This window comes from Cohnella hongkongensis, assembly GCF_042654645.1.
GTDB classification, from domain to species: domain Bacteria; phylum Bacillota; class Bacilli; order Paenibacillales; family Paenibacillaceae; genus Cohnella; species Cohnella hongkongensis.
This window is the reverse complement of record NZ_JBHSEP010000013.1, coordinates 89,449-102,478: the sequence shown is the minus strand read 5'-3', so window position 1 is coordinate 102,478 and position 13,030 is coordinate 89,449. Positions and strand designations below refer to the sequence as shown.

Below are 13,030 nucleotides of genomic sequence, written 5' to 3'. Positions count from 1 at the left end.
CCTCATCTCGAATCGTAGACGATATGAAGCTTCGGCGTATCGATCTTCTTCCCTGCGTGCAGGGAATCCATCGCGGCGCAGATCATTCCCGTCGTCAGCAGCGTCCGCTCGGATGGAAAAGGCTCTTGGCCGCTCACCAGGAACGCTTCGATCATTCGGGAGAACCGTTCGAAGTGAGCGAACGGACGATCCAGATCGCTGTCGCAGAGCGCCGCCGTCACCCGGTCATCGCCATCCCGAAAAGCGAAGCTCCACTGCTCGACCAGCCGCTGAAACTGAACGATATAGCCTCTGACGCCGTCCCGATACTCGATGACGAACAGCGCCGGGGCCGGCTCCAGCTCTCTCGGATGCGTCTCGGGCACTCCCGGGATCGCTCTCAACGCCTGCAGCATAAGGTTCTCCGGCCACTCGCCTCGGTCCATAGCCGCCCATGCCTCGCCGTTCGTCCCTCTAAGCAGCCGGACGGATCTTACGCCGGTCTCCCCTCCCGCTCTTCGCTCCGTAAGCGATTGCAAAACCTCCAGCGCATGGAAGCCGTAGCCTTCGAGCCCGCCCGAGCTGATCACGACGGCCTCCCGAAGCGACTGCAGACGCCGGGGTTCGAAGTTCGGAACGTAATCGCAGTGCGGTATCGACGATCCTCCCATGAAAGGAATGCCCCTTGCCTTCAGCTGCCCGTACATCCACAGGGCGTCGTCGTAGTCGTAGGCCAGGTGCTTGTCGGAAAAAATCGGAACGGCCCGTCCCTGTTCGTCCAGCGCCGCCAGCGTCTCCTCCAGAAACCGTCTGCGCGGGTACATCGTCTGCTCCTTCTCGTTCATCGGATAACGGCCGTGTTCTCCGATGACCACCACCCCGTCGATCGGCTCCGGGCAATGGCTCGCCCGGATCGCTTCGCGTATCGTCGCGCAGATCGGAATGCCCAGGCGGGCGGCCTCCTCGCGGCTCATATCGCCGGCCGGTACCTGATCGGTGTACAGACTGACGATCTCGATGCGGGGACGGTAGTTCAGACGCCCGAGCAGCCTGCCGACAATGACCTCCGCATGGGAGTTGTGCCTGTACTCGGTGACGATCGCCGCCACCCGTTTTTTGCCGCTTCCGCTCACCTTCAGTCCCCCTGACTTTTGATCGCCGCGGTGCTCGTCGGTTTGCCGTTACATGAATTTTATCGTCGATCTCTTTTTCCGTCAATCCGTTTTTCATATATGTGTAAATGTTTTTGTATTTTGTATAAATAAACGGAAATAAACCGGGTTTCATTGTATAGATTTCATAGGTATGAAAATAGACGAGGTGTAGAAGTGAACAAAGCGGCGGCCGAACTCTTGTGCGAGAGCGCCTGAGGAAGCAGGAAAGGGGGCAATGGTATCAGGTTAGCAAACGGTCAAAAAGCAGCCTAGCAGGAATGTCCCCGTTGAGAGAGATTTGAAGCGGAATCGCAAGTCGGGTCGCATGATTCGAAAATCAACGCAACTGGAGTTGGACGAGTTTCGGAAGATGTTCATGCGCGAAGGGTCCTGACGGTCATCGCGAACTAAGGCGAACTCGCGCCAACTTGGGCCAACTCACGCAAGCCCACGCTAGCCACCAAACCACGACAGCTCGCTAACCTACTCCAACCCGCTAACCCACGCAAGCCACCAACCCACAACAGCCCGCCAACTTGGGCCAACCCACGCTAGCCCATGCTAGCCACCAAACCACGACAGCTCGCCAACCTACTCCAACCCGCTAACCCACGACAGCTCGCCAACTTACTCCAACCCGCCAACCTATGCCAGCCCGCCAACCTATGCCAGCCCGCCAACCTACGCCAGCCCGCCAACCCCCGCCACCCCGCAACGGTTGCCAGAGCCGCTAATTGTGCCATTTTCGGAGTACGGAGGTTGTAACGGTTGCGGCAGCGGCTATTTCAGCTGAAACGAGCCGTTTCGCTCGATAACCCCGAAATAAGCGCGGTGGCAACCGTTAGCTTTTCCTTTTTCGGGAAAACGATCGATTAAGCGCCACTGCAACCGTTAGACGTTGCCGGTAGGATGCGTGCCTTCGATCGCATACGAATATGCGCCACTGTAACGGTTAGACGTAGCCTGCAGGATGCGTGCCTTCGATCGCATACGAATATGCGCCACTGCAACCGTTAGACGTTGCCGGCAGGATGCGCGCCTTCGATCGCATACGAATAATCGCCACTGTAACCGTTAGACGTTGCCAACAGCCAACAGGATACGTGTCTTCGATCGCATGCTATCGGTCGCATAACATCGATCGCATGCTATCGGTCGCATACCATCGACCGTATGCCACCGATCGCATACGACAACGGCTTAACCTGACGACATTGGGGCGGGGGGAAGCGGCGGACGGGTGGCGGGGGTCAGGTGGCAAAGCGATTCACAGGCGCGGACGCACCCGCGTTCGGAAGATGCGGGCGGCGCTCGATTCAGAAGGCGCCGCGTTCGCCATCGGGTGAGGGTTACCGGACGAGCCGAAAGCCCGCAATCCGATTTACTTCATTCGTTTGATTCCGACGATGCCCAGAATAAGGCCGACGAATCCGACCACGGAGAAGACGATTTTCAGCCATAGGAACGGAAGAGCGATAGAGAACCCCAAGCCTAGCAGGCCGGCGACCAGGAACATCACGGGGGCGTTGGATCGTTCGTTCAATGCGATAGCTCCTTTTCATTCTGCTCGTGTTGCGCGTGCGTTCATTATATCATTTCGGCTGCTCTCTCCATAGCAAAAAGCCCCGCATTCTCCGAATGAAAATGCGAGACTTCCTCCTCAATCCTCGATCAGCAGGACGACGTTGCCCCGCTTGCGTCCCGTTTCCACGTAGCGGTGAGCTTCCGAGGCTCGCTCCAGCGGGTAGCGGCGGTCGATCGCCGGCCGGAGCGCCCCCGTGTCGCAGAGCTCCCGAATGAATGCGAGGTTTTCCTTGTTCTGCATCAGTCCCGCGGTGGCGAACATCGCCCGCTTTCCTCTGGAGGCCGCCGTCCTCAGCATATGAAACAGAATCGACGCGGACGGCACGGTGGACAGATAGATGCCCGTCGGCGTCAGCGCGCGCTTGCACTGCCCGTAGGAGCGCTTGCCGACTGCATCGAAAATGACGTCGTAGGCGCGGCCGCTGGAGGTGAAATCCTCCCGGCCGTAGTCGATGACCCGATCGGCTCCCATCGCACTGACGAGCTCCGCATTGCCCGCGCTGCACACCCCCGTCACCTCGGCTCCGTAATACTTGGCCAGCTGCACCGCATAGATGCCAACCGCGCCGGAAGCTCCGTTGATCAGCACCTGCTGACCGTTTCGAACTTTGGCCTTGTCTCTCAGGAAGGTGAGCGCAGTGGGCGCGCCGTCGCAGACGGCGACCGTCTCCGCATACGTAAGCGCCTCCGGCTTGGCCGCAAGCGGGGCGTCCTCCGGCAGGCACTTGTACTCGGCGTAGGCGCCGAACGTCTTGGCGCTTAATCCGAATACCCGGTCCCCGACTTGGAACGAGGTTACGCCGGCTCCGACCGACTCGACCTCCCCCGCCAGCTCGACGCCGAGAATCGAATATTTAGGCTTCCTTAAGCCGTAGAGGAATCGGATCAGGAAGGGGTCGCTTTTGCGAAAGGCGCAATCCGAAGGGCCCGCAACGCTCGCGTACACCCTGATCCTGACTTCGTTGCTCCGAGGGATCGGCTGCTCCACCTCCTGCAGCCGAAGAACGTCCGGCGATCCGTATTTCGCGCATACGATTGCTTTCATTCCAAGCACCTCCAGGCATCCGACAACTTCGAAGTTGCAGTCGCCCACAGTATACCTGCGGGGCGGAGGCGCGTGTAGCTACTTAAGTATCGTTAATCGGCTACAGCAGCCCCAGCTCCCGTGCGCGGGCGACCGCTTCGGTGCGCCTCTGTACTTGCAGCTTGCCGAAGATGTTCCGGTTGTGCCCTTTAACGCTGCTGAGCGCGAGATACAGCCTCTCGGCGATCTCCTGATTGGATAGTCCCTGCGCCACAAGCCGCAGCACCTCCAGCTCGCGGTCGCTTAACGGCTCGATCAACGGCTGAACGTTCGGCCGCCCGGACGGCTGGCCTGGCGGGAACGCCGCCAGCAGCCTGGCGACTTCGCTCCGGTTCATCCCTCGCTCGTACGCTTCGGACAGCAGACGCTTCATCGGCTCTCCCTCGTCGACGAAAATCCGCACGAATCGGCCCGGCCCGACCATCCTTAGCGCCTCCTGAAGCCGTGCCGCAGCCGTCTCCCCGTCGCCCGCGGCATGCCGGGCCAGCGCCTCGACGATCGTCGCCTCCAGTCGGTCGGCCTCCCGTTCCGACTCCGCCGCGCGCCGTCTCAGCGGTTCCAGATCAGCCAGAGCCGCGCGCCAATCTCCGCGCGCCAAGCTTACGCGCGCCTGGCAGAGAGGAAGCTCGTGCGCTTGCGCCAGCTCGGCGGCCGCCTTCGTATCGCCCTCCTTCAGCAGCAGCTCCGCTTGGGCGGCGGCAATCTCGGGCAGCCGATGCGCGAAGCCGTGACGGCTCGCAAGCTGCTCCGCTTGAGCCAGCGCCGCCGCTGCGCCTGTCGCGTCTCCCTCCGCCAGCCTCAGCCGGAACCGAAACAGCTCGCAGGCGAGCGTTCTGTCCGTGCCCTCCAGCAGCGGCGCGAGCCGGGCGCTTGCTTGCCAATACCGCCAAGCCTGGTCCAGTTCGTTCCATTGATAGCTGATTCGGGCCAGACCGAGGTGGGCTTCGCAGACGGCCGGCAGCGGCGCGTCCCCGACTCGCCGGAGAACGCCGCGGTACGTAGCTGCGGCCAACTCAAGCCGGTTAGCCTGTTCCTGCACGTTGCCCAAGCCGATCGCCGACATGACGCCGATGATGACGTGTCCGATCTTCTCGCTGATGGCGAGCGCTTCGGCATAAGCCCGCTCGGCCGCCGAAAGGTTCCCGAGCAGCTGGCTGGCGTATCCGAGTGCCCAGGTCGTAGCGGTGCGGGCGGGCAGGTTGCCGGGATCCAGATGCTTCAAGGCGAGGCGGGATTGCGCCATAATCTCGTCCGCCTGGTGCCGGGCGACGGCCAATGCGGCCCGAATGGAAGCGATATGTCCGATCAGATTAGGGTCCCGTTCGCCGGAGCTCTCCGCCGGCAGATCGGATTCGGCGGCCTGCAGCATCGGCTCCACGTCTTCCATCCGCCCGGCGGACAGCAGCGCCGAAGCGTACATCACCCCGAGCGCCGGCCTCGCGCGCAGCTCCGGCTCCGGCAGCGACTGCAGCCAGTGCAGCACCGGAACCGTCGCGCCGCGGAAAAGCAAGGGCATGCCGCTGCCTTCGACGAGACGCGCGGCGCGATCGATGTCTCCGGCCGCCGCGGCATGGCGGAAAGCCTCCAGCTCGGAGCCGTCGCCCTCGTGCCAAAGGCTGGCGAGAAGATGGCATTCGGCTTCGCCTCCGCTCTGCCGAAGCCGCCGCCGCAACAAATCCGCGAACAGATGGTGGTAGCGATACCATCGGCGCTCGTCGTCCAGCGGGACGACAAACAGGTTGGCACGCTCCAGTTCCCGCAAAATCGTCTGTCCGTCCGCCTCTTCCGCCGGCTCCTTCCTGCCGAGAACGGCGTCGCACAGCGGACCGCACATGCGCTCCAGCACGGACGTGCGCAGCAGAAATCTCTGTATGCGGGCCGGCTGCCTCTGTAAAACTTCTTCTATCAGGTAGTCGACGACATGCGAATGGTTCCCGGTAAAGTCCCGAACGAAGCCGTCCGCGTCGGGACGTTCCCGCGCCGACAGCGCGGCCAGCTGCAGCCCGGCTGCCCAACCCTCGGTGCGGGCTTCGAGCAGGGCGACGCTTTCCGGCGACAGACTGAGCGCCATAGCTTGATGGAGGAATAATGACGTTTCGGAAGCGCTGAAGCGCAGATCCGCCCCCCGAAGCTCCGTCAGCTGATCCCGTGCGCGCAGCTTGGCCAGCGGGAAGTCCGGGTCGCTGCGGGTGGCGACCGCCAGATGCAGACGCGGGGGCAGACGCTCCACCAGCAATTGGACCGCCTTGCGGACCGGCTCCGCTTCGATCGCGTGATAATCGTCGAGAACGAGAATAAAAGGGGGGACGGCTGATATTTCGTTGATCAGCGACGTCATGATCGCTTCGGTCGGCGGCGGCTGGGGAGCGCTCAGCAGGCTAAGCGCGCTTTCTCCGATATCCGGCGCAACCGTCCGTAAGGCCGCGACGAAATAAGCGAGAAATCTCGCCGGATCGTTGTCCCCTTCGTCCAGCGACAGCCAAGCGGCCGGCCGCTCGCAGCCGGCCAGCCACTGAACGGCCAGCGTCGTCTTGCCGAAGCCGGCGGAGGCCGAGATCAGCGTCAGCTTGCGATGAAGCCCCGCGTTCAAGCGTTCGGTAAGCCGGGGCCGCTGAACCGCGTTTGGCCTCAGCGGGGGAAGATATAATTTCGTCGATAGAATGGGGATGGACATGACTTCATTATAGAATCGGCCGATTTGACCCGTCAATCCGCAGGATGGCTAGAAACCGGCCGTCTCGCCGCCTCGTCCTTCAATCCTCCGACGGGATCGCGGCGAACGCAAACGGGCCCCGCCGCCGCCGGCCATCCTCGCACGAACCGATCCGAGCGCGAACAAAGGGACTCGAATGAAACCTCGAGTCCCCCTTTTCATGACCTCCCGGAGCGTCCACCGCTTCGGCCGGCCGGCTTTCGATACGATCAAATCAAATCGTCTTGCAGCGTGTTCGGATTACCATGCGTAGGCTTCGGGAGCCTGGCCGCCCGGTCCGGGGAAAATCTCGTCGAGCTTGGCCAGCACCTCTTCCGGCAGCTCGATCTCGACCGCTCTAAGCGCATTCTCGAATTGCGCAAGCGTTCGGGGCCCGATAATCGGCGCCGTTACCGCAGGGTTCGCCAGCAGCCAGGCCAGGGCGACGTTCGATTCGCTCTCGCCGATCTCGGCGCACAGCCTGGCGTACTGTTCCAGCTGGGCCCGCTGCGCTGCGGACAGACTCTCCGCCGCTTGGCCGGTTCTAACGCTGCCGTCAACGGGCTTCAGCGCGTGGCCGCTGAGCAGTCCGCCTCCCAGTGGGCTCCAGGGAATGACGCCCAGACCCAGCTCCTGCGCGGCAGGCAGCACCTCCAGCTCCGGCAGGCGGCATATCAGATGGTACTTGTGCTGCTCGGACACGAGGCCGAGGAAGTTGCGCTTCTCGGCAGCCGCCTGCGCATAGGCGAGATGCCGCGCGCCGAAGTTGCTGGAGCCGATGTAGTAAGCCTTGCCCTGAGCGACCAGCGCCTCGAACGCGCCCCAGATCTCCTCCCAGGGAGCGTGGCGCTCGATATGGTGCATCTGGTACAGCTCGATACGGTCGGTCCGCAGCCGTCTGAGCGAGCCTTCGATATGTCTGCGGATTTTATAGGCGGAGAGGCCGCGCTCCCCGTTAGGCCCGTCGGTGTCGTCGCTCATATCGCCGTACACCTTCGTCGCCAGCACGACCTTCTCGCGCCGGCCACCGCCCTGCGCGAACCAGCGGCCCATAATCTCCTCGGTCCAGCCGCTGTGGCCGTTGTCGCCCCGGCCGTAGACGTTGGCGGTATCGAAGAACTGGACGCCGGCCTCCAGCGCCCTGTCCATAATGGCGAACGCTTCCTTCTCGCCGGTGCGGGGACCGAAATTCATCGTGCCCAGACATAGCCGGCTCACCTTCATACCGGTTCTGCCCAAATATGCGTACTTCATGCGCTAACTCCTCCTTCATCTCCGGATCAAGCTTCGTCAAGACGGGCGACGAGCGCCCGGGTCGGCTTCTGGAGCGATTTACGGCAAAATGTTCCCGGCGGCGAGGTAGATTTCATACCATTCCTCGCGCGTCAGGCGAATGTCGGCGGCTCTGGCGCAATCCTTCAACCGCTCCACGTTCGTCGTTCCGGTCACCGGCTGCATGTTGGCCGGGTGCCGGAGCAGCCAGGCGATCGCGATAGTCGTATTGGTCGTATCGTACTTGGCCGCAATCTCGTCGATCTTGGCGTTCAGCTTCGGGAACTTGTCGTTATCCAGAAACACGCCTTCGAAAAAGCCGTATTGAAACGGCGACCACGGCTGAACCGTAATGTCGTTCAAACGGCAGAAATCGAGAACGCTTCCATCGCGATTGACGGCGGGCTCGTCCAGCATATTGACATGCAGACCCTGCGAGATCATATTGGCGTTCGTGATGCTAAGCTGCAGCTGATTGGCCGCAATCGGCTGCTTGACGTACTTCTGCAGCAGCTGAATCTGCATCGGGTTTTGATTGGATACGCCAAAATGGCGCACCTTGCCGCTGCCGTGAAGCCGGTCGAAAGCTTCGGCCACCTCCTCCGGCTCCACCAGAGCGTCGGGGCGGTGCAGCAGCAGCACGTCCAGATAATCGGTTCTCAGACGCTTCAGGATGCCGTCCACCGATGACAGGATATGCTCCTTGGAGAAGTCGAACGCCACGCCCTTGCGAATGCCGCATTTGGATTGCAGAATCACCTTCTCGCGCACGGACGCGCTCATCTGGATCGCATCGGCGAAGATTTCCTCGCAAGCCCCGTCCCCGTAAATGTCGGCGTGATCGAAAAAGTGGGCTCCCAGGTCCAGCGAAGTCTGAACGAAGCGCTCCGCCTCCGTCCGGCTCAAGCCGTTGATGCGCATGCAGCCGACCGCGATGACCGGCACTTGCAAACCCGTTTGTCCCAGAGGTATCGTTCTCATTGTGCACATGTCCTCCTTGTTTTGACCATCGTATGGCCTGTTGAACTTGCCGGGGAGCGGTTAACCCGTCGCCCCTTTTATCGGGAATCGCCTGTCCTCGCCGCGCCTGCGACGCCGCTCGCTGCGAGCGGTGATCGCTGACCTCCTCTCCTTCCGAATCCGGTCGGACAGACTTCCCATCCTGCTGTATATTGCGTATGATAAACCTTAACGTTAACTCTAAGTCAATAGCAAGTCGAAATGATCGGGAGGACGATCCAATGGGGTATACGATCAGGCAGGTGGCGGAAAAAACGAACTTGAGCGCCCATGTGCTGCGATATTACGAGAAGGAGGGACTGCTGTCCCGCGTCGCCAGAAGAAAAGGAGGCGTCCGTCATTATTCCGAGGACGATCTGGAGTGGCTGGGACTGATCTGCTGTCTCAAAAATACCGGCATGTCCATCAAGCAGATTAAAAGCTTCGTCGATCTGAGCGCGCAGGGCCCATCCACGCTGCAGCAGCGCTGCGAAATGCTGATCGAACATCAAAAGAACGTCGAAGCCCAAATTCGGGAAATGGGCAAGCATCTGGAGAAGGTGTCTCATAAAATCGCGCATTTCACGGCGCAGCACGAGCAGTACGTCCGGGAACGGGCTCGAGACGGTCGCGGTTGAAATCGCCGGCTCCAGGCGCCGTCGCCGCGCAAGGCTCAGCCGAGCCAGCGGATGGACGAGTACGTCGCCCTCGGCCGAATATCCGACTTGTGCGAGCGATTTATGCGTCTTTAGGCCGTTGTATTCGACAGGTAATTTTTGTATAATTCTAGTGCACAATTATCCATTGGGGAGGCATCGCCATGGCATTCACTCTGCAGTTGGGAGAGCAGGCGCCGGACTTTACGCTTCCGGCCACGGACGGCAAAACCTATTCATTGCAAGATTTCTCGGACGCCGAGACGCTTGTCGTATTTTTCACATGCAATCATTGTCCGTTCGTCGTCGGCTCGGAAGAGGTGACCCGGAATACGGCTGACCGTTACCGGGAGCAGGGCGTCGCGTTCGTAGGCATCAATTCCAACAGCGAATTGACGAAGCCGGACGATTCCTTCGAGCATATGGTTCAGCGGATGGAAGAAAAGAAGTTCCCGTGGGTGTACTTGCGAGACCGGAGCCAAAGCGTCGCTAGAGCCTACGGCGCCCTGAGAACTCCGCACTTCTACGTATTCGACAAGGATCGGAAGCTGGTCTATTCCGGAAGAGGCGTCGACAATCCGCGCGAGGTCGACAAGATGACGGTCAACGATCTCGACAACGCCTTGGCGCAGCACAATGCCGGAGAGGCCGTCTCCGTACCGCTGACGAATCCGATCGGCTGCAACGTGAAATGGGAAGGCCAGGACGAGCACTGGATGCCTCCGGAAGCCTGCGATCTGGTTCCTCAGTCTTAACCCGCCGCCGTCCTCGACCGGCGGGCGGATCCCGAACAAGCGACAAGATTCCGCAGCGGAATCTTGTCGCTTTTTGTTGGAGGGAACGCCTGTCGGCATCCAGCCTCTCTCCCTCTTCTCCTCTTCCCTCGTCGCACTCGCGCCTCCGCGCGCATACAAACCGGAAACGGAGGAAAAATATCCCCATCGCCTACGGAAAGAGGAACCGACATGAACTTCATCGGACGTTACTTGCCGGGCGGGCGAAAATACCGGGTCTCCCGCCTCTCCAATGACGGGTCCGCACGCTCCGAGCCCGAGCCGCTCGATCCGGACCTGGACCGCTGCGAAAGCCGAATCCGGCAGATGTTCTCCCTCTCGCCGGATCTGGTCGTCCGCAAATTCGTCATTCGGCAGACGGAAGCTCCCGCCATGCTCGTCTATCTTGACAGCTTGACGGACAACAACTCCGTCAACCGGGACGTGCTGCTTCCGCTTCAGACGAAGCAGACGGGATCCGGCCGCGAGCTTCCGTTATCCTCCGGCCAAGTATCGACGGTCGACGAATGGGCCAAAGTCGAGAGAATCGTACTGGAGGGCGGCAGCGTCCTCTTCCTGGAAGGCTGGACGGAAGCCTACGCCTTGGGGACGTCAGGATGGCCGCAGCGGGCGATCGAAGATCCCCAATTGGAGACGTCGCTGAAGGGCGCCCATCAGGGCTTCATCGAAACCGGCACCCAGAACATCGCGCTTCTGCGCCGTTATTTGCCCCACGGGCAGCTGAAAATCAAACAAAAGATCGTCGGCCGCAGAGGACACACCAAGGTGTACGTTCTCTACATTGCCGATATCGTTAACCCGAAGCTGATTCAGGAAATGGAGAAGCGAATTGACGCCATCGACGTCGACGCCGTGATCAATACCGGCGAACTGGCGGAGCTGATCGAAGACAGCCCCGCCTCGCCTTTCCCGCAGATGCTGCTGACCGAGCGGCCTGATACGGCCGCCTCCCAGCTGCTGCAGGGCAGACTCGTCGTCATTGTCGACCGGTCGCCCAGCGTGATCGTCGCCCCCATTACGTTCACTTCCTTCTTTCAGAGCGTCGACGACTACAGCACCCGCTGGTCCATCGCTACGTTTCTAAGGCTGCTGCGGCTGTTCGCCTTCGGAATCGCAGCCTTCCTGCCGGCCTTCTATATCGCGGTCACTTCGTTTCACTATGAGGTGATCCCGTTTAAGCTGCTGCTGACGCTGGGAGAGTCCCGGGGCCAGGTCCCCTTCCCTCCGTTCGTCGAAGCGATTTTGATGGAGTTTACGCTTGAGATGCTGCGCGAGGCGGGCGTCCGCCTTCCCGCTCCCGTCGGGCAGACGGTGGGCATCGTCGGCGGCATCGTCATCGGCCAAGCGATCGTGCAGGCCGGGCTGGTCAGCAACATTATGGTCGTGGTCGTGTCGTTTACGGCGATCGCCTCGTTTATTCTGCCCAATACCGATCTCGTCGCCGCCGTCCGGCTTATCCGCTTCTGCCTGATGGTCGCCGCGGCGCTGTTCGGATTTGTCGGCATCATCATCGGGATGATGACCATGATCGCTCACCTGCTGGCGCTCAGCTCCCTCGACAGGCCTTATTTCAGTCCGTTCGGTCCCATCCGCTTCTCCGATTGGAAGGATTCGTTCATGCGGGTTCCGTTATGGATGATGAACAAGCGGCCGATGAGCGCAAGCCCCGTCCAAGTGAAGCGGCAGGGCCGCATGCGTCCGGATTCGGAAGGAGACTCCCCGTGACTGCGAATAAATCGGCCAATATCACAACTTTGCAGTTTGCCTGTTTAATTAGCGGACTGCAGATCGGCATCGCTTACCTCTCGCTGCCTCGTCTTGTCGCCGAAGGCTCGGGAACGGACGGCTGGATGACGATTCTGATCATGTGGCTTCTGTCCGTCATGGCCAGCATCGCCGCCGTCCGTCTGATGCGCAGGATGCCGGAAGGGACGGTACTGGACCTGATCTCGATGCGCATCGGGAAGTGGGCGGGGAGAACGGCAGCCGTCTTGTTCGGCCTCTATTTTGCCGGAATGGCTTATGACGGGTTCGTCCGAACGACGAATATTACCCGGTCGTGGCTGCTTCCGCAGACGAAGAGCTTCGTGATCCTGATTCTGCTGCTTATTCCCGCCTATGCGATCGTCAAGGGAGGCCCCCTTCTCGCGGGACGGTACGCCGAGTTCATTTTTCTGTTGACGTGCTGGGCGCCGCTCATTTTTATCTATCCGTTAAAGGAAGCCAACTGGCTCAATCTGCTGCCGATTCTCAAGGAAGGGATCGTGCCGGTTCTGACGGGGGTCAAGTCTATTCTCTTTTCGTTCATCGGCTTCGCGGCTACCCTGTTCCTGTATCCGAATCTGAAATACAAGCAGTATGCCGTACGAGGAGTCGTTCTGGCCAATTCCATGACCGCCACCCTCTATGTCTGGATCACGATCGTTTGCTTCGCCTATTTCAGTCCCGATGAAATCCTGGAGTTCACCCAGCCCGTCATCCCGATGCTGAAAATGATCGAATTTCGCGTCTTGGAGCGGATCGAGGTTCCGTTCGTCGCCTTTTATCTGTTCATCTATTCGCTGACCTGGATTCCGTCTACCTACTTGACCGTATTCTGCTCCAGCTGGCTGCTGGGGGCCGGAAGCACGCGCAGACATTTGCAGCTTTTTTGCCTTCTGCTCGTCGGCTCGTCCTTCTTTTACTTCCCCTCCTTTATTCAGAACGAGCGGCTCGAGGAGGCGTTGGGAGAAATCGGCGCCGTCATGGAGTATCTGTTCCCGACCGTACTGCTGCTCTTGTTCTGGGCGCAGGACAAGCTGAAAAGGAGAGCGTAA

The 13,030-nt window shown here is 60.6% G+C and carries 10 protein-coding genes; 4 read left to right on the top strand and 6 right to left on the bottom strand.

The features are described 5' to 3' along the window. Positions 1-2 precede the first annotated feature (2 nt). From ACFO3S_RS17480 to ACFO3S_RS17455, 6 genes are all read right to left on the bottom strand, one after another. Positions 3-1,112 (bottom strand): hypothetical protein, encoded by a 1,110-nt coding sequence (locus ACFO3S_RS17480; protein WP_378098791.1) that lies wholly within the window; start codon positions 1,110-1,112, stop codon positions 3-5. 1,402 nt (positions 1,113-2,514) lie between these two features. After that, positions 2,515-2,676 (bottom strand): hypothetical protein, encoded by a 162-nt coding sequence (locus tag ACFO3S_RS17475; protein WP_378098789.1) that lies wholly within the window; start codon positions 2,674-2,676, stop codon positions 2,515-2,517. 117 nt (positions 2,677-2,793) lie between these two features. Continuing rightward, positions 2,794-3,762 carry an NAD(P)-dependent alcohol dehydrogenase gene (locus ACFO3S_RS17470; protein WP_378098788.1) on the bottom strand — a complete coding sequence of 323 codons (969 nt, stop codon included), beginning with the start codon at positions 3,760-3,762 and terminating at the stop codon, positions 2,794-2,796. 100 nt (positions 3,763-3,862) lie between these two features. Further along, positions 3,863-6,391 (bottom strand): winged helix-turn-helix domain-containing protein, encoded by a 2,529-nt coding sequence (locus tag ACFO3S_RS17465; RefSeq protein ID WP_378098786.1) that lies wholly within the window; start codon positions 6,389-6,391, stop codon positions 3,863-3,865. A gap of 363 nt (positions 6,392-6,754) precedes the next feature. Continuing rightward, on the bottom strand, positions 6,755-7,747 hold the full coding sequence (locus ACFO3S_RS17460; protein ID WP_378098784.1) for an aldo/keto reductase: 993 nt from the start codon (positions 7,745-7,747) through the stop codon (positions 6,755-6,757). 78 nt (positions 7,748-7,825) lie between these two features. After that, a complete protein-coding gene (locus tag ACFO3S_RS17455; RefSeq protein WP_378098782.1) occupies positions 7,826-8,746 on the bottom strand; it encodes an aldo/keto reductase in 921 nt (306 codons plus the stop codon). A gap of 260 nt (positions 8,747-9,006) precedes the next feature. On the opposite strand from ACFO3S_RS17455, the gene ACFO3S_RS17450 reads away from it, so the two are divergent. From ACFO3S_RS17450 to ACFO3S_RS17435, 4 genes are all read left to right on the top strand, one after another. Then, positions 9,007-9,402: a MerR family transcriptional regulator gene (locus tag ACFO3S_RS17450; RefSeq protein ID WP_378098780.1), complete on the top strand. Its 396-nt coding sequence runs from the start codon at positions 9,007-9,009 to the stop codon at positions 9,400-9,402. A 182-nt stretch (positions 9,403-9,584) separates the two neighbouring features. Further along, a complete protein-coding gene (locus ACFO3S_RS17445) occupies positions 9,585-10,175 on the top strand; it encodes a thioredoxin family protein (protein WP_378098778.1) in 591 nt (196 codons plus the stop codon). 210 nt (positions 10,176-10,385) lie between these two features. Then, positions 10,386-11,939 carry a spore germination protein gene (locus ACFO3S_RS17440; protein WP_378098776.1) on the top strand — a complete coding sequence of 518 codons (1,554 nt, stop codon included), beginning with the start codon at positions 10,386-10,388 and terminating at the stop codon, positions 11,937-11,939. Further along, positions 11,936-13,030: a GerAB/ArcD/ProY family transporter gene (locus ACFO3S_RS17435; protein ID WP_378098775.1), complete on the top strand. Its 1,095-nt coding sequence runs from the start codon at positions 11,936-11,938 to the stop codon at positions 13,028-13,030. The genes ACFO3S_RS17440 and ACFO3S_RS17435 overlap by 4 nt, the downstream gene beginning before the upstream one ends.

Coding starts and splice junctions, on each gene's coding strand:
- ACFO3S_RS17470 (WP_378098788.1), bottom strand. CDS start 3,762: ATGAAAGCAATCGTATGCGCGAAATACGGATCGCCGGACGTTCTTCGG.
- ACFO3S_RS17460 (WP_378098784.1), bottom strand. CDS start 7,747: ATGAAGTACGCATATTTGGGCAGAACCGGTATGAAGGTGAGCCGGCTA.
- ACFO3S_RS17455 (WP_378098782.1), bottom strand. CDS start 8,746: ATGAGAACGATACCTCTGGGACAAACGGGTTTGCAAGTGCCGGTCATC.
- ACFO3S_RS17450 (WP_378098780.1), top strand. CDS start 9,007: ATGGGGTATACGATCAGGCAGGTGGCGGAAAAAACGAACTTGAGCGCC.
- ACFO3S_RS17445 (WP_378098778.1), top strand. CDS start 9,585: ATGGCATTCACTCTGCAGTTGGGAGAGCAGGCGCCGGACTTTACGCTT.
- ACFO3S_RS17440 (WP_378098776.1), top strand. CDS start 10,386: ATGAACTTCATCGGACGTTACTTGCCGGGCGGGCGAAAATACCGGGTC.